Origin of the sequence: Chelativorans multitrophicus (assembly GCF_011317445.1) — a bacterium.
Lineage (GTDB): Bacteria > Pseudomonadota > Alphaproteobacteria > Rhizobiales > Rhizobiaceae > Chelativorans > Chelativorans multitrophicus.
Genome location: NZ_JAAAPL010000001.1, coordinates 1,378,377 through 1,395,599, shown reverse-complemented (window position 1 = coordinate 1,395,599; position 17,223 = coordinate 1,378,377). Strand labels below are relative to the sequence as shown.

Below are 17,223 nucleotides of genomic sequence, written 5' to 3'. Positions count from 1 at the left end.
AGCTTAAAAGAGCAGCATCCGCCACGCCAGTCCAGCAAGCGCGGCAGAGAAAAGGACCGCGGCAAGCGGCGCTCTGAAAAGGAAAATCGCAAGAAGAGAGGCGGCCGTCAGGACCACCGCTGGCCAATTGACGCTTGACCAGATGGGCACCTCGACGCTCATGCCATAACCCCTCACCAGCGTAAGCGTGCCAAAGAGCACGTGCAGTGAAAACCAGATCGCCAGATTGAGGATGACGCCGACGACGGCTGCGGTGATCGCTGACATGGCGCCCGTAACGGCACGGTTCTCGCGCAAGGTCTCGACAAAGGGAGCACCGAGAAAGATCCAGAGGAAACAGGGGACGAAGGTTACCCAGGTGGTGAGGATTGCGCCCAGGGTGGCTGCGCTCATGGGGTCGAGCGGCCCGGGATCGCGAAAGGCGCCCATGAAGCCCACGAACTGGAGGACCATGATCAGCGGACCGGGAGTGGTCTCCGCCATGCCTAAACCGTCGAGCATCTCGCCGGGCCGCAACCAGCCGTAATGCTCCACGGCCAGCTGTGCCACATAGGCAAGCACCGCGTAGGCGCCGCCGAAGGTCAGCACGGCCATCTGGCTGAAGAAGAGGGCTATTTGGCTGAAGACGTTGTTCAGCCCCAGAGTGCCGACGATGATCGCGACGGGCGCCAGCCAGAGCACGAGCAGGATGATCGATATTTTTAGCGACCACGCGACATTTGGCCGGGCATGCGCTGGCACTTCTTCTCCAAGCACGGAGTCTTGATCGGCTGTGACGACAGCGCTTGTCTTGCCGTGCCCGCCGCCGATCCGGAACAGGGAAGACCCGGCCCTGCCGCCCAGATAGCCGATGAGGGCCGCAGAAAGAATAATGACCGGAAACGGCACGTCGAAGAAGAAGATCGCGATGAACGCCGCTGCGGCAATCGCCAGCATGGCCCGGTTCTTGAGCGCCCGCTTGCCAATCCGCACCACTGCGTGGAGAACCACGGCGAGCACCGCCGCCTTGAGGCCGAAGAACAGGCCTTCGACGAGATCGACATTGCCGAACGCGGCATAGATATAGCTGAGCCCCAGGATGGAAAGAAAGCCGGGCAGCACGAAGAGTGTGCCTGCAACCAGACCGCCCGCCGTGCGATGCATAAGCCAGCCGATATAGACGGCAAGCTGCTGCGCTTCGGGGCCGGGAAGCAGCATGCAGTAGTTTAGAGCATGGAGAAAGCGGCTCTCGCCGATCCAGCGCTTCTCCTCCACGATGATTCGGTGCATCACTGCAATCTGCCCCGCAGGCCCGCCAAAGCTTAAGGCCGCCACCCTGAGCCAAACCTTTACGCCCTCTAAGAAGGGAATTCCGTGCTCGCGAGCGGGCACTGGCCCCACCGCTTTGGACAAGGATTCGCTCATGCCGTGCTCTCTACTGACCCTGGTAAGGCGCGGCGGGATTGGCGCGCTTGGCGAGAGGGGTGGCGCAAGTTTGGTGCACGGTCAAGACGGCACCTTGCGAGCCCTTCAGTTCACCGGTTGAAGCGGATGGATCTCGCCTACGACATTCGCGGGCCCGTGGATTTTATCGGTTACATCGTGAAAGTCGTAAATGTTCGCATCGTTCGGGAAGAAGAAGATGCGGTCCGGTAGAAGGGGGAAATTGGTTCCCAGATAATTGTTGAATACGATGCGGTAACTGTTCACCGGCGTGATGTTGGATCGCAACGCGCCATAGTCCCGATTAGGAAAGAAATAGGCGTTGATAATCCCGGCCTTGACCCGCAGCTCATCGGCGGGGGACTCCTGCCAAGGGACGCGCCAATCCCGTTCCGGAAAAGGTCCCTCATCGGCCTGGAAGATAATGATCGGCGGCTCGCGGTCGGGGCTCTGGAGCGCTTCCACGGTCTCTTCGATTATCTTGTTCGAATAGCCGATCCCATCGATATAGGCTTGATCTTCGCCCCGCTCGCGTTGCTCCAGCATCGTGAGGCACCGGCCATCGGGCGTGAAGACGAACGGTCCGTGGGTGGTCAGGAAATGCGCGAAGACATAGACGGGTTTCTCGCGCTCGCCGATGGCCTTGATCTCTTCCAATTGCCGCGGCACGCGCTGGCATTGCCCATTGTCCCAGTCGATGCGCCGGGTGATCGGCGCCTCGGGAAGAACGTGGAAGAGCGGGCGCATGACGGTGGTCCGAAGATAGCTCATTTCGAATTCGCTGAAACCGTGCGGACGGTTCGCGTCAGCAAGCAGGTTGTCATAGGTGCCAACCCACCAGTTGCCGAATTGGACGATCTCGTAGCGCTGCGATTTCAGGAAGCCGCTTACCCGGCTTCGGTCCAGCATTTCATAAATGGGGTGCCAATTGCTGCCTTTGACGCGCGAATCCTTCTGGAGGGGGTCGAGATAATCCATGTAGAGAGTCGAGGCGATCGAGTGGCCTGTCTTCTGGTAATTCGAGTAACTGTCCCGTGCCACGTAGAAGCCTCGCTCTTCGAGAAATCGCCCGATGTCGCTGTTGTCGATGCCGAAATGCTCCTTCAGAATCGGCTCCGAGGCATAGCGGTCGAAGATGAAGTGGTAGATGTCGGGCGGCCTTTTTCCGGAAGGCCGGTTGCTTGCAGGCGCAGTATAGGGCGCGATTTCCGCCATGGCCCTGTCGAGATCATAGGCGTCACGCGCGGCACCATGCTGCCACTCATAATTCGCCACTTTCCATATGGGCGTGATCAGCAAGACAACCGCAATGCCGGTAAGGACGCTGTGAAGCAGCCTCGCCGCCTTGCGAAGGAGAAGAGCCAGAACGGTCGCTGCCGCCAGAATCGCGAGCGCATAGGGCAGCGTCTTCGCCATGGAAAAACTGCCATGGACGATGTCGTTCAATGGCCTGAACAGCTGGGCGTAGAAGAGCAGGCCGGCCACCCAAACACTGGCCAGGACGGCTGTGAGCCGGTCAAGGCGTCGGCGCAGAAGCGCCACCAGCAGATAGACGGCGAGTGCGAAAATGAGCACGCCGGCAAGCGACTTAAGCGTGTCCCCCAGATCGGCGTGGTCGAGATTTCGCGCCAGAACGGCCAGAACGGAAGCTGCCGCGAATAAGAACGGGTGGAGGGGATATGAGCCGTCCGCAAAGACGGAACGGCGAGAAGAACCCCCAGTTGCGTCCCGCCCGCTCGGCTCTTCAGTCTCGGCCATTCTTACCCTCCATGGCGATGGCGGTCCCCGAACCGTGCTACCGAAACTTTAGTACTTTAGTTAGATGCATTTAGCTGACTCACGTTGTATATGACAGATACATGACAATTTTATTGAACATAAAGGAACGTCTGGGCACCGTTTGCGTTCCAAGCCCGTTGGGACGTGTAACCAACAAGAGGAAAGGCAGGTCTGATGCACCGAAAGATTGCATCCACTCTATTTCCGCTCACACTCTCGCTGTTGTTCGTCGGTATTTCCACTTCCGGTGCCTATGCATATCTGGATGCAGGGACGGGCAGCATGATTCTTCAGGTGCTGCTTGGCGGTCTGGCGGGATTGGCAATCGCTGGAAAGCTTTATTGGCATAAGTTTCTGGCGGCGATTGGCATCAGACGCGAGGCACAACCGGTCGAAGTCAAGGAAGATCCCTCCAAAAACGTGCAGGCTGATAGGTGAACGAACCGCGTCCGCTGCAAAAGGGGGCGACGGTCGCCATTGAAAGCCTGTCAGGAGTAGACACAACCCCGCAGGCCATCGAGCGTGAGCCCGGCTCTTACCGCGATCGGAACGGAGCCGTCTTCTACGGGGACGGCCGGGTATTCCGGTATTTGAGCGCGCAAGCGTTGGCCAACTGGCGCCTGCTTGAAGTGGCGCCGTTTTTTCAAGTGTTTAAGCGTGAGGGCCATGTAGTCGATACCTGGACTGTCGATCCTGGTGCGGAAGGATTGGAACTCGGGCGCTGGGCGGGCGTGGTGGAGCATGCCCGCATGCCCTTCATATCCTACCCCTATGAATGGTCTTTCGGCATGCTGAAGGATGCCGCGCTTCTGCATTTGGAACTGATGCGGGGCGCCCTTTCCGCCGACATGATCCTCAAGGATTCTTCTGCCTATAACATCCAGTGGAACGGGGTTCGGCCGGTTTTCATCGATATTCCTTCTTTCGAGCCGCTGAACAAAGGCGAACCGTGGGTAGGCTACCGTCAGTTTTGCGAGCTTTTTCTCTATCCCTTGATGCTGCAGGCCTATAAGGGCGTGGATTTCCGTCCCTGGCTGCGGGGCCGTGTGGACGGCATTCCGGCGGAGGAGATGCGGGCACTGATGTCTTCGCGCGACCTTCTCAGGCCCGGCGTGCTCCTGCATGTGGCCGCGCAAGCGGCCCTTCAGAAGCGGTATTCCGGTGGCGGGCAGAATATGCGCGGCGCTCTTGCCGATGCAGGCTTCGGCAAAGCGTTGATTGAGCGCAATGTCGAGAAGCTGTCCAGGCTCGTTGGCCGGCTGGAGCCCGCCAATACGAAGACGACCTGGGCGGACTACGACCGCACGCACTCCTATGATGACGCGGAGCTGAATAAGAAGATCGATTTCGTGCGCCGGTCGGCGGCAACCCGGCATTGGCGACTCGCATGGGACCTGGGCTGCAACACCGGCACGTTCTCGCGCATCGCTGCTGAGCACTCCGACTATGTCGTGGCCATGGACGGCGACTGGATGGCCATCGAGCACCTCTACCGGCGCGAGAAGGGCGCGGATCGGGCGAAGAATATCCTGCCCCTTGTGGTCAACCTTGCCGATGCTTCACCAAGCCAGGGCTGGCGCTGCGCAGAGAGAAAGGCCATCACCGAACGCGGCCGGCCGGAACTCACTCTCTGCCTCGCCCTCGTCCATCACATCGTCATCTCAGCCAATATTCCGCTCGCGGATTTCATCAGCTGGCTGGCGGGGCTGGGAACATCGCTGGTGATCGAATTTGTGGGCCGGGACGACGAGATGGTGAAGACGCTGCTCGCCAATAAGGACGATCAGTACGACGATTACCATCCTGATGTCTTCCGCGCGCTTCTGTCGGCTCACTTCGACATCCAAGCGGAGGAACCGCTCAAGGGAGGTAAGCGGCACATCTATTTCGCGACCGCGAAATAGCGCTTCCTAGGGGAGTGTGCCTCAAAACACCGCCGCGCCCTGATCTGCCGGTGAAACGATCTGACGGAAGCTTGCGAAGAGCTCGCGCCCCATGCCGTAATGTTCATAGGAGAGATCGGCCGATGCGGGAGCGCGGGCGGAAAATTCCTCCGCGTCGACCAGAGCCTCGACCGTTCCGGCTTCCGCGTCCAGCCGCACCAGGTCTCCATCCCTGAGCTTTGCGATTGCGCCGCCGTCGGCGGCCTCCGGCGTGACATGGATTGCGGCAGGCACCTTGCCAGAGGCGCCGGACATCCGCCCGTCCGTAAGCAACGCGACCTTGTAACCCCGGTCCTGCAGCACGCCGAGCACCGGCGTAAGCTTGTGCAGCTCCGGCATGCCATTCGCCTTCGGCCCTTGAAAACGGATGACGGCGATAAAATCGCGGTCGAGCTCGCCCGCCTTGAAAGCCGCTTGCAATTCTCCCTGTGCGTGGAAGATAATAGCCGGCGCCTCTATAATCCTGTGCTGGGGCTTTACGGCAGAGGTCTTGATGATGGCCTGCCCGAGATTGCCCTTGAGCACGCGTATGCCGCCGGTCGGCTGAAACGCTTTCGCGACAGGCACGAGCACCTTCTCATCCCCGCTTTCGTTAGGCGCTATTTCGCGCGTCACTGAACCGTCAGGGCCGAGCTTTGCTTCAATCGCATATTGCCGCAGGCCCGCTCCCCAGACGGTCTGCACATCCTCATGCAGAAGACCGGCATCGAGGAGCTCGCGGACAAGAAAGCCGATCCCGCCCGCGGCATGGAAATGGTTCACGTCCGCAAGGCCGTTCGGATAAACCCGCGCCAGAAGGGGCACATGCTCCGAAATCTCGGCGATGTCCGCCCAGGTGAGCTTGATGCCGGCGGCCGCCGCCATGGCCACGAGATGCATCGTGTGATTGGTGGAGCCGCCCGTTGCGTTGAGCCCCACCACGCCGTTCACGACCGAGCGCTCGTCGATCATGCGGCCTACCGGCGTGAACTCGTTGCCAAGCGCCGTAATGGCGAGCGCACGCTTCACCGCCTCTTTGGTAAGTGCATCGCGCAGCGGCGTGTTCGGATTGACGAAGGAGGAGCCCGGAATGTGCAGGCCCATGATCTCCATCAGCATCTGGTTGGAGTTGGCCGTTCCGTAAAAGGTGCAGGTGCCCGGTCCGTGATAGGACTTGGATTCGGCATCCAGCAGCGCTTCGCGCCCGATCTTTCCTTCGGCGAAAAGCTGGCGGATCTTCGACTTCTCGTCATTCGGCAGACCGCTGGTCATGGGGCCAGCGGGGATGAATATGGCCGGCAGGTGACCGAAGGTAAGCGCCGCGATGGTCAGCCCCGGAACGATCTTGTCGCAAATGCCGAGATAGACGGCAGCATCGAACATGTTGTGCGAGAGACCGACCGCCGTGGCGAGCGCGATGACGTCGCGCGAGAAAAGCGAAAGCTGCATTCCCGGCTGGCCTTGGGTAACGCCGTCGCACATGGCGGGCACCCCTGCCGCCACTTGCGCCACACCACCTGCTTCCCGCGCTGCCTCCTTGATGAGCGCCGGAAACGTCTCATAGGGTTGGTGCGCCGACAGCATATCGTTATAGGCGGTGATGATGCCAAGATTGGGAACGGTGTCACCCGCTAGGGCCTGCTTTTCCTGCGGGCCGCAGGCGGCAAAGCCATGCGCCAGGTTTCCGCAGGAGAGCGTGCTGCGATGAGCTCCCTTGGCCGCCGCTTCGTCCACGCGGGCAAGGTAGGTTTCCCGTGTCTGGCGCGAGCGCTCGCGGATGCGGGCTGTGACGGCTTCGATTTCTCGCCTTGCGGTCATGGCTTCATAACCTGTCATGGTCGAGTCCGAGTGGCTTCGGTCTCGATAATATTCAAGATGTCAGGGGCGCTTGCCCGAGGCGCTTGCCGCTCCCGGTGCCCAATAGATAGCGACTGGGGCCGCGGCTTGTTCCACGGCGATCCGCACGGGCAGCTTCGCACCGGTCTCTTCGGCAAGTGCGGCTTCGAGCAGCCGGCGCTTCTCCTGCCCTTCGATATGGAGCACCATGAGCCGTGCCTGGCAAAGAAGGGGCATGGATAGCGTCAGGCGCGGTTCTCCGGCGCTCCTTGCGTGAATGGGCAGCACGCGGCGATTTTCCACCTGCAGCTTGAGCGCGATATCTTCCGCATCCGGAAAGAAAGATGCCGTGTGCCCGTCGAGCCCCATGCCGAGCACGACGACATCGAGAGGCAGCGGGAGCCTGCCGATTTCCTCGTCTGCCTTCTCGGCAGCCTCCTCGACCGTTTCGACCGGCTGGTAAAGCGGTACGAAGCTCGCTCGCGCCGCATCGTTCTGCAGCAAATAACGCGAAGCCAGAGCAGCATTCGACCGCTCGGAAGAGGGAGGAACGAAGCGCTCGTCTACAAGCGTGACGATAATGCGGGCCCAATCGATCTTCTTTCGCGACAGAGCGCGGAAGAATGGAGCTGGAGTGCTGCCGCCGGAAACGGCGATGCTCGCCATGCCGCGCTTTTCCAGAGCCGCCGCAAGGTGCTGCGCCACCGCTTCGGCGAGGGCTTCCGCGAGAGCCTCGCTCGCGGCGAATTCATGCCAGACTGCCTTGGCCATCAGAAGCTCTCATGCCAGGTGCGACCGTCACGTTCGATGAGGGCGATCGACGCTGAGGGGCCCCAAGTGCCTGCGGTATAGGGCTGCACCGACTGGCTACGCTCCTCCCATGCCGCATGGATTGGGTCGATCCACCGCCAGGCAGCTTCCACCTCGTCGCGGCGCATGAAGAGTGTCTGGTTCCCGCGGATTACATCCATGATCAGCCTCTCATAGGCATCCGGATTGCGCTCGTGAAAGGATTCCGCAAAGCTCATGTCCAGCGGGATCTGCCGCAGCCGCATGCCGCCCGGACCGGGATCCTTGATCATGATCCACTGTTTGACACCTTCATCCGGCTGCAGGCGAATGACGAGCTGGTTGGCAAAGATTCGGCCTGCCGCATCGCCGAAGATCGAGTGGGGAATGGGCTTGAACTGGATGACGATTTCGGAAACGCGCGTGGCCATGCGTTTGCCGGTGCGCAGATAAAAGGGCACGTCTGCCCAGCGCCAATTGCCGATCTCCGCCTTCACTGCGACAAAGGTTTCCGTGTCGCTCCCGCCATTCCCAAGCTCTTCCAAATAGCCTTTCACCGCGCCGCCATTCGAAGCACCTGCCCGATATTGCCCGCGCACCGTCACGCGCTCCGAATTGAGCTGATTGATCGGCCTCAAGGCACGCAGCACTTTCAGCTTTTCGTCGCGGACGGCATCGGCATCCAGAGAGGCAGGCACTTCCATAGCGACGAGGCAGAGGAGCTGCAGCATATGGTTCTGCACCATATCGCGCAGGGCGCCGGCTTTGTCGTAGTAGCCGGCTCTGCCTTCCAGGCCGACGGATTCGGCGACGGTGATCTGTACGTGATCCACATGGGCCGAATTCCAGAGCGGCTCATAAAGCGCGTTGGCAAAGCGCAGCGCCATCAGGTTCTGGACCGTCTCCTTGCCGAGATAATGGTCTATGCGGAAAATCCGGGCCTCATCGAAAACCCGGCCTATCGAATCGTTGACCTCCCGCGCAGTTTCCAGGCTTCGTCCGATCGGCTTTTCAACGATGACGCGCGAGGTCGGCGTCGCGATATGGTGAGCATCGATTTGGGCGACGATGCTGCCGAACAGGGAAGGAGCAACGGCGAGATAGAATGCGCGGACATTCGCGCTATCTCCGATTGCCGCCTTCAGCTCTTTAAAGCCTCGGCCCGTGGTGGCGTCCGCCGACACGTAGGAAACTCGGGTAAGAAACCGGTCGAGCTCACGATTGTCGATTTCGGCCTTGGCCACATGCGCTTTGATCGCATCCAGTGCGAAAGAGCGGTATTGGTCGTCGCTCAACTCTGAGCGGGAAGAGCCGATAATGCGTGTCGGCTCGCTGAATTGGCCGGCACGCTGGCGCTGGTAGAGGGCGGGCAGCAGCTTTCGTTCGCAAAGGTCACCTGTTGCCCCGAAGACCACGAGATCAAAAGGCTCTACCGGTATCGTTTGGCTCGTCATTGGCTTTGCGTCCGCTTTGTTATGGTCGCTACATAGTCTAATCGATTTAATAAGGCCAGAGCCCTGCCGCCGGCTTTTTGCCGGGGCGCGATAAGACGGCGTTTCCGTATCAAGAGGATAGGTTGGGAAGCCAGCCTTGCAAGCTTTCACTCCTGGCGAGCGCCGGGATGGTTACCAGCGCCTAGATTCGGTCTCGCAGCGCGTACCAATTCAGCGCGAGGAAAAGGAGGGAATGGCGCAGGCGGGTCCCTCCGGGGAACTGTGGAATGCGCAAATCCTCGAGCAGTTTGAGGCGATCCCGGTTTCCTGCGGCGGCTTCCGCATAGAGCCGGCCCATGAAATTCGCCAGCATCACGCCATGACCGGAATAGCCACCCGCGGCGATGACGTTGGGCATCACTTCCCTCACGAAGGGACGGCGCGGCATGGTGATGCCGACGGAGCCGCCCCAGGCATGGGTGATCTCGATATCGCGCAGATATGGGTAAACTTCAGCGATTTGGCGCCTGATCTGGGCGCGGATTTCACGCGGGCTGCCCTTGGAATAGACTTCCCGTCCGCCAAAGAGCAGCCGCCCGTCTTTAGACTTCCGAAAGTAGCGGACGACGAAACGGGAATCATCGACGCTTTCTCCACCCGGAAGCACGGGGCTATCCGCTCCAAGCGGCACGGTCGCGCCAATGAAGGAGCCGATGGGAAGAAGGTGGGCTGCGACCGCCGGCTGCAGATTGCCGGTATATGCATCGGTCGCAATGAGGCATTTCTCTGCCGTGATCGTGCCGAAGGGCGTCGCCACCCGCACTTTTCCGGAAAGCGTATTGATGTTTGTGGCGCGTGTGCCTTCAAAAAGGTGGGCTCCGGCCGCGGCTGCTATCCGCGCGGTACCGATCACCAGTTTCAACGGATGAATGTGGCCGGTTCCCGTGTCGCGGATACCAGCCACATAGCGTGTGGATCCCAGCCGCTCCCTGGTCTCCTCGGCTCCCATGAAGCTGATATGCGGATAGGAGTAGCGCTCGCGCATGATGTCTGCATGGGCGCGGTATGCGTTGACATACCGCCGCCTATGGACGACGGAAAGCTGCCCCGGCATGTAATCGATCTCGATTCCATTCACCTGCGCGAAATCGATAAGATGCGCCTTGGCTTCCTCGGCGAGATCGAAAAGCGCCTTCGACCGCGTGTAGCCGAGATCAGATTCCAGCTCCTCCGCCCAGGCGCGCTGACCGGTGCCGAGCTGGCCTCCATTTCGGCCGGACGCGCCGTCGCCCATCCTGTGTGCCTCGATCAGGGCGACATCCGCGCCTGCCTTGGCAAGATGGACCGCCGCCGACAGGCCCGTGAACCCCCCGCCGACAATTGCTACATCCGCTTGCCGGTCACCGTCGAGTCGCGGATATTCCGGCCGCAGGCCTATGGTATCCTCATACCAGGAGTAGCCGGGAGAAATGGGGGATTGGTGAGGCATGGCAACCAGCGAATAGGGAGTAGCGAATAGCGAATGGCGGGCTGGCGGAAGATTAAGAATGTCATCCCTACTCGCTAAACCCTATTCGCTACTCGCTTAATCACACATTCAACAACAGATACTCCCGCTCCCAAGGGCTGATGACCTTCATGAACGTCTCGAATTCAGCCCGCTTGATTGCGGCATAGGTGCTCGCGAAAAGATCGCCGACAATATTCCTGAGGCTCTCGTCCGCTTCAAACAGGGCGACCGCCTCGAGGAGACCGCGGGGCAGGTTGATCACGTCCGTGTTGACCGCTGTGCCGGCCGGTGCGTCGGGTTCGATCTTTTGGAGTATTCCGATCAGTCCGCACGCCAGGGAGGCGGCAAGCGCCAAATAAGGATTGGCATCGGAGGAGGGTATGCGGTTTTCCACGCGCCTGGAGTTCGGATCCGAGCGGGGCACGCGAAAGGCAGTCGTCCTGTTGTCATAACCCCAGCGCGTGTTGACCGGCGCCGAGCCCGCCTGTGTCAGCCGCCTGTAGGAGTTCACATAAGGCGCCAGCATGATCAGCGCGTTCGGGATATGCTGCTGTAAGCCGCCGATGAAGTGACGAAAAACGTCTGTTTCTTCGCCGTTCTCATCGGAGAAGACGTTGCGCCCCCCCTTCAACGTCACCACGGATTGATGGATATGCATCGCCGAGCCCGGCTGATCCTGGATCGGCTTGGCCATGAAGGTGGCGTACATCTCGTGTTTGAGCGCGGCTTCCCGGATTGTCCGCTTGAAGAGGAAGACCTGATCGGCAAGTTCAACCGGGTCGCCGTGGCGCAGATTGATCTCCAGTTGCCCCGCGCCCTCTTCGTGGATGAGCGTATCGATCTCCAGCCCCTGGCCTTCGGAGAAGTGGTAGATGTCGTCAATGAGTTCGTCGAACTCGTTGACACCCGCGATCGAATAGCCCTGTCCGCCACCGATCGGCCTTCCCGAACGCCCGACAGGAGGCGTCAGCGGGTAGTCGGGATCAGGATTCTTGTGAACGAGATAGAATTCGATCTCAGGGGCGACAATCGGCTTCAGGCCGTGCTCCGCATATTTGGCGACGACCCGCCTCAGGACGTTGCGCGGGCTGAATTCGACCGCTCGCCCGTCCTGATGCGCCAGGTCGCAGATCACCTGGGCGGTCGGGTCCGTCTCCCATGGAACCACTGAGAGGGTAGAGAGATCCGGCACGAGTTTCAGGTCACCGTCGTCCTCGGGATAGGTGAACCCGTTGCCGTCTTCAGGATATTCGCCGGAGATGGTTGCCATGAAAACGGCGGACGGAAGAGCGAGGGACGTGTTCGAAATGAACTTCTTCGACGGCATCATCTTGCCGCGCGCGACGCCTGCTTGGTCCGGCGCAATGCATTCGATATCCTCGATACCGCGCCATTCGAGCCAGGCTCGCGCTTCTTTCCAGCCCTTAACTCCGCGCAAATTCTTCAAAAAAGCGGGCGTCCGGCGTCCGCCTCTGTTGGTGCGGCCTGCCTTGCTGTCATCTAACATTGGTTCACCAAGAATGCTCTGATCACTATAGCCCTGGCACAACCTAGAAAGAAAGGGTTACCAAGATTGAGCACGGCCCTTTCAGGCCTGCGCCGTCCTTTTTTGGATGCGTGGCTAAGCGGGGTCCCGCGTCAGGCGCTCAACGACCGGCTGCAATGTCTCCGGCATTATCGGCTTTGCGATAACCGCATCCGCTATCCCATCGTAGCCGGGATTACCGAGCCGGGACGGCTCGACGATCAGCACGATTCGAGGGAAACCGGTTGCCGAAGACTGTCTTAGATCGGCCACCGCCTGCAACAATGCATCCAAATCGCCGTATGATCCTTCATCGATGATAAGCAATGCCGGGCGGTTAGTGGCCACCGCCTCGAGCGCGGCTTCGGGGCTGACCGCAGCCGTCTTCAGATAAATGCGCTCGATCATGCGGGAAATGACGATGCGATTGATGGGTGAGGCCGCAACAACAAGGATGCGGCAATCACCCCTAGCCGTGATGGAATGAGTTTCACGGCGGCCTGAACCCCCAAGGCCGTATCGTCCCATGCTTGTCCTCATCCTGATTTTCGCTGAACCGCCGGTTCAATGCATGGTTGCGGTGAGCCGCGGCATACTCGTTATTGGAGGGCCTATGTCAACCCGCATAAACGTACGTATGAAACTTCATCAGGAACCGGTGATCCACCAAATCGCTCTTTGGGAAAGCAGTTGATGGACCGTGGGCGCCGGGCAGGTTTTCTGCGCTATTTTGGCGCGCCTGGAACGGGCGCGCGGGTAAGAATCTTTGCGAAAGGCCGTCCAGACGGATTGGAACGCTTTAAACCGCAGCTTTGCTGCGGAAGCGCATTGCACCACAGCAAATTTCGCCCTTGTCGCCCCCATCAAACGACAATAGGTTTGCCGCTGATTTCCCCGTTTTCCCGCGACGGAAAGGCGGGGCGGAACTGGTCGACAATGGGAGACGAAAATGAACCGAAAGGCTGGTCTGTTTTCTGCCGTTTCCGTCGCTGCGGCGGTATTCGCCTCGGGCGCAGCGGCGCAGGAGCGCACCGTCCACGTCTATAACTGGTCCGATTACATCGACGAATCGATCCTGCAGGAGTTCACTGCCGAGACCGGGATCAAAGTCGTCTACGATCTCTTCGATTCCAATGAAATTCTGGAGACGAAGCTGCTTGCCGGTGGCACCGGCTATGACGTCGTTGTGCCTTCGGGCGAGTTCTTGGCGCGCCAGATCCAAGCAGGCGTATTTCAGAAGCTCGACAAGTCGAAGCTGCCCAACCTCTCGAACATGTGGGATTTCGTATCGGAGCGGACGGCCGTCTACGATCCGGGCAACGAGTATTCGGTCAACTATATGTGGGGCACCACCGGGATCGGCTATAACAAGGCGAAGGTGAAGGAGGCGCTCGGCACGGACAGGATCAATTCGTGGGACGTGGTCTTCAAACCCGAGGTCGCTTCCAAGCTTGCCGGCTGCGGCATACACGTGCTCGATGCTTCGTCCGAGATCACACATGCTGCGCTGAATTACCTCGGGCTCGACCCCAACAGCGACAATCCCGACGATCTTCAGAAGGTTGAGGCGCTGTTGCTTTCCGTGAGGCCCAATATCCGCAAGTTCCACTCTTCCGAATATATCAACGCGCTTGCCAACGGAGACATCTGCGTGGCTGTCGGCTATTCGGGCGACGTTTTCCAGGCCCGCGACCGGGCGGCGGAAGCCGGCCAGGGCGTGGAGATCGCCTATGCGATCCCGAAGGAAGGCGCCCAGATGTGGTTCGACCAGATGGCGATCCCCGCTGATGCGCCTCATGTGGAGGAGGCTCACGAGTTTATCAACTACATGATGCGCCCCGAGGTGATCGCCAAGGCATCGAATTATGTATTCTACGCGAACGGCAATAAGGCTTCGCAGGAATTGCTCGATGCGGAAGTTATCGATGATCCGGCGGTCTATCCCGACGACGCAACCCTGCAAAAACTCTTCACGGCCACGCCCTATGACTCGCGTGCGCAGCGCCTGATCACCCGCATGTGGACCAAGGTGGTCACCGGTCAGTAGCGGCTATAAAGGTCCGGCGGGCTCGCCGGGCTCTCCGCCTCGGGGTGGGACAAGACGGAGCAGGCGATGGCATCGCTGGGCAGCATTCGCAGGAGCTTTGCGCCCTGGGCGGACCCCAGTGCAAAGCCTTATATTCGCTTCGAGAATGTGAGCAAGCGCTTCGGCGACTTCGTCGCCGTGGATGACCTCTCGCTGACAATTTATGAGCGCGAATTCTTCGCGCTTCTAGGCGCTTCCGGCTGCGGTAAGACCACGCTTCTGCGAATGCTGGCCGGTTTCGAGCAGCCGACTTCCGGGCGCATCCTGCTCGACGGACAGGATCTGCTCAGGGTGCCGCCTTACCGCCGTCCCGTGAATATGATGTTCCAGTCATATGCGCTGTTCCCGCATATGACGGTCGAGGCCAATATCGCCTTCGGGCTCAAGCAGGACGGGATGCCCAAGGCAGAAATCGCCGGGCGCGTGGCGCAGATGCTGAAGCTCGTGAAGCTCGAGCCATTTGCGAAACGCAAGCCGCACCAGCTTTCCGGCGGCCAGCGTCAGCGCGTGGCGCTGGCGCGCTCCATTGCGAAAAGGCCGAAGGTCCTGCTGCTGGATGAACCGCTGGGAGCGCTGGATAAGAAGCTCCGCGAGGAGACCCAGTTCGAACTGATGGATCTTCAGCACGACCTGGGCCTCACCTTCCTGGTCGTCACGCATGATCAGGAAGAGGCGATGACGATGGCCGATCGGATCGCCATCATGGATAAGGGCCGAGTGTTACAGGTGGCAACCCCCGCGGAAGTCTATGAAGCGCCGGCGTCTCGCTTCGTTGCGGATTTTGTCGGTTCCATCAACATGTTCGAGGGAAGATTGGTGAAGGAGAACGCCGGCATCGCCCACATCCGCGATGCGAGCGGCGCGGAATTCTGGGTGGGAGGTTCGACGCGCGCCGCGCCCGGCGATACGGTCTGGCTTGCGATCCGCCCGGAAAAGATGCGCGTTTCGCGCGAACGCCCGCCGGAGGCAGAAAACGCGTTCAACGGTGAGATCTGGGACATCGCCTATCTTGGCGATATGACGATCTACAATGTGAGGCTGGATGATGGCCGGATTGTCAAGGCGAGCATGATCAACAGCATGCGCCGGCTTGAGGATGCGCTCACCTGGCACGACCGGGCCTGGATCTCCTTCTCGGCCGATGCCGTCGTGCTGCTGACGGAGTAGAGATGCGAAAGCTTGTCCCCAGCCTCGGCAGGCGCCTGGTCATTGCCGTTCCATATTTTTGGTTGCTGGTCTTCTTTCTCGTTCCCTTCTTCATCGTCCTGAAGATCTCGCTATCGCAGCCGATGATCGCCATACCGCCCTATTTGCCTGTCTTCAGCTGGCAAGACGGCATCGGCGGTTTCATCCAGAAGCTGGGGGCTCTCTCTCTCGACAATTATCTTTGGCTCGCGGGCGATCCGCTTTACGTGAATGCCTATCTCTCGAGCCTTTGGATCGCCGCTGTTTCGACACTTCTCACCTTGCTCGTGGGTTATCCCATCGCCTACGGAATGGCGCGCGCGCCGCTTTCCATCCGGCCCATTCTCCTGATGATGGTGATCTTGCCGTTCTGGACGAGCTTTCTGATCCGCGTCTATGCCTGGATCGGAATCTTGAAGCCTGAAGGGCTTCTCAACCAGTTCCTTATGCTGCTTGGTGTCATCGACCAGCCTCTTGTCATCATCAACACGACGACGGCAGTCTATATCGGCATCGTCTATTCCTACCTGCCATTCATGGTACTGCCGCTCTATGCGACACTGGAAAAAATGGACTATTCGCTGATCGAGGCGGCCGAGGATCTCGGCTGCACGGCCTTCTCTGCTTTTTGGAAGATCACCTTTCCGCTCTCCCGCCCAGGCATCGTTGCGGGATGTATGCTGGTCTTCATTCCGGCCGTCGGCGAATTCGTCATTCCCGATCTGCTCGGCGGTTCCCAGACATTGATGATCGGCAAAACGCTCTGGAACGAGTTTTTCGCCAATCGCGACTGGCCGGTTTCTTCAGCAGTGGCGATCGTGCTCCTGCTCCTTCTGGTATTGCCTATCGTCTACTTCCAGCGTGCCCAGGCGCGTGCGCAGGAAAAGGCGGGTTGACCATGGCTGGCACATGGGGACGTTTCAATGTCGCTGCGCTGGTTCTGGGATTTGCATTCCTTTACCTTCCGATCGTCCTGCTGGTGATCTATTCATTCAACGAATCCCGCCTCGTGACGGTCTGGGCGGGGTTCTCGACGCGATGGTACGTCTCGCTTCTGTCAAATCGCGGATTGATGGAGGCCGCCTGGGTGACGGCGCGGATCGCTTTCATCTCGGCCACGGTGGCAACCGTACTGGGAACAATGGCGGCCGTGGCCTTGACGCGCTACACGCGGTTTCGTGGGCGGCTGCTGTTTTCGGGAATGGTATTCGCGCCTTTGGTTATGCCGGAGGTGATCACCGGGCTGTCGCTGCTGCTCCTCTTTGTAGCGATCGGGCTCGACCGCGGGTTCATGACGGTCACTCTGGCCCACATTACCTTCTCGATGTGCTTCGTTGCCGTGGTGGTGCAATCGCGGCTGGTGTCATTCGACCGCTCGCTGGAGGAGGCGGCGATGGATTTGGGCGCCACGCCAATGCGGGCGTTCTTCCAGGTCACGCTGCCGATCATTCTCCCGGCGGTGATTTCGGGCTGGATGCTTGCCTTCACCCTTTCGCTCGATGATCTGGTGATTGCGAGCTTTACGTCGGGGCCGGGTGCCACGACCCTGCCCATGAAAATTTATAGCCAGGTGCGCCTGGGTGTTACGCCGGAAATTAACGCCGTCTGCACGATTTTGATCGGCGTGGTGACCATTGGGGTCATCGCGGCCTCGATTACAAACAAGCGGCGTGAGTTGCGGCGCCGGCGAGAGGAACTGCTAGCGTTCGGCTCTTAAGGCCTTCAGGGAGTAGATT

The 17,223-nt window shown here is 59.9% G+C and carries 14 protein-coding genes; 6 read left to right on the top strand and 8 right to left on the bottom strand.

What is annotated here, in order from left to right:
• Nucleotides 1–3: 3 nt before the first annotated feature.
• Entirely contained in the window at nt 4–1,404 is a 1,401-nt protein-coding gene (chrA, locus tag GNP00_RS06875; RefSeq protein ID WP_011579501.1) for a chromate efflux transporter, read from the bottom strand.
• Nucleotides 1,405–1,509: 105 nt separating this feature from the next.
• Nucleotides 1,510–3,180 (bottom strand): sulfatase-like hydrolase/transferase, encoded by a 1,671-nt coding sequence (locus GNP00_RS06870; protein ID WP_011579502.1) that lies wholly within the window; start codon nt 3,178–3,180, stop codon nt 1,510–1,512.
• 195 nt (nt 3,181–3,375) lie between these two features.
• On the opposite strand from GNP00_RS06870, the gene GNP00_RS06865 reads away from it, so the two are divergent.
• Nucleotides 3,376–3,639, top strand: a complete 264-nt coding sequence (locus GNP00_RS06865; protein ID WP_011579503.1) for a hypothetical protein — start codon at nt 3,376–3,378, stop codon at nt 3,637–3,639.
• Entirely contained in the window at nt 3,636–5,105 is a 1,470-nt protein-coding gene (locus GNP00_RS06860) for a NoeA host specific nodulation protein (RefSeq protein ID WP_011579504.1), read from the top strand. The genes GNP00_RS06865 and GNP00_RS06860 overlap by 4 nt, the downstream gene beginning before the upstream one ends.
• A gap of 21 nt (nt 5,106–5,126) precedes the next feature.
• On the opposite strand, the gene edd is transcribed toward GNP00_RS06860, so the two are convergent.
• The 6 genes from edd to GNP00_RS06830 form a co-directional block, all read right to left on the bottom strand.
• On the bottom strand, nt 5,127–6,941 hold the full coding sequence (edd, locus tag GNP00_RS06855; RefSeq protein WP_011579505.1) for a phosphogluconate dehydratase: 1,815 nt from the start codon (nt 6,939–6,941) through the stop codon (nt 5,127–5,129).
• A 60-nt stretch (nt 6,942–7,001) separates the two neighbouring features.
• Entirely contained in the window at nt 7,002–7,730 is a 729-nt protein-coding gene (gene pgl / locus GNP00_RS06850; protein ID WP_011579506.1) for a 6-phosphogluconolactonase, read from the bottom strand.
• Complete coding sequence (zwf, locus tag GNP00_RS06845) at nt 7,730–9,202, bottom strand: glucose-6-phosphate dehydrogenase (RefSeq protein WP_011579507.1); 1,473 nt, start codon at nt 9,200–9,202, stop codon at nt 7,730–7,732. Before zwf ends, pgl begins: the two co-directional genes overlap by 1 nt.
• Before the next feature lie 181 nt (nt 9,203–9,383).
• On the bottom strand, nt 9,384–10,670 hold the full coding sequence (locus GNP00_RS06840; protein ID WP_011579508.1) for an NAD(P)/FAD-dependent oxidoreductase: 1,287 nt from the start codon (nt 10,668–10,670) through the stop codon (nt 9,384–9,386).
• A 100-nt stretch (nt 10,671–10,770) separates the two neighbouring features.
• Complete coding sequence (locus tag GNP00_RS06835; RefSeq protein WP_011579509.1) at nt 10,771–12,198, bottom strand: glutamine synthetase family protein; 1,428 nt, start codon at nt 12,196–12,198, stop codon at nt 10,771–10,773.
• 114 nt (nt 12,199–12,312) lie between these two features.
• The gene (locus GNP00_RS06830; RefSeq protein ID WP_011579510.1) at nt 12,313–12,744 is read right to left on the bottom strand and encodes a response regulator receiver protein; all 432 of its coding nucleotides are present in this window, start codon (nt 12,742–12,744) and stop codon (nt 12,313–12,315) included.
• Between the two features lie 421 nt (nt 12,745–13,165).
• Here GNP00_RS06830 and GNP00_RS06825 point away from each other — a divergent pair, with 421 nt between their 5' ends.
• From GNP00_RS06825 to GNP00_RS06810, 4 genes are all read left to right on the top strand, one after another.
• Complete coding sequence (locus GNP00_RS06825) at nt 13,166–14,263, top strand: polyamine ABC transporter substrate-binding protein (protein ID WP_011579511.1); 1,098 nt, start codon at nt 13,166–13,168, stop codon at nt 14,261–14,263.
• Between the two features lie 66 nt (nt 14,264–14,329).
• Nucleotides 14,330–15,469 carry an ABC transporter ATP-binding protein gene (locus tag GNP00_RS06820; RefSeq protein WP_011579512.1) on the top strand — a complete coding sequence of 380 codons (1,140 nt, stop codon included), beginning with the start codon at nt 14,330–14,332 and terminating at the stop codon, nt 15,467–15,469.
• A 2-nt stretch (nt 15,470–15,471) separates the two neighbouring features.
• Nucleotides 15,472–16,383 (top strand): ABC transporter permease subunit, encoded by a 912-nt coding sequence (locus tag GNP00_RS06815; protein WP_011579513.1) that lies wholly within the window; start codon nt 15,472–15,474, stop codon nt 16,381–16,383.
• Nucleotides 16,384–16,385: 2 nt separating this feature from the next.
• Nucleotides 16,386–17,204, top strand: coding sequence for an ABC transporter permease (locus tag GNP00_RS06810; protein WP_011579514.1), 819 nt, complete (start codon nt 16,386–16,388; stop codon nt 17,202–17,204).
• Nucleotides 17,205–17,223 lie beyond the last annotated feature (19 nt).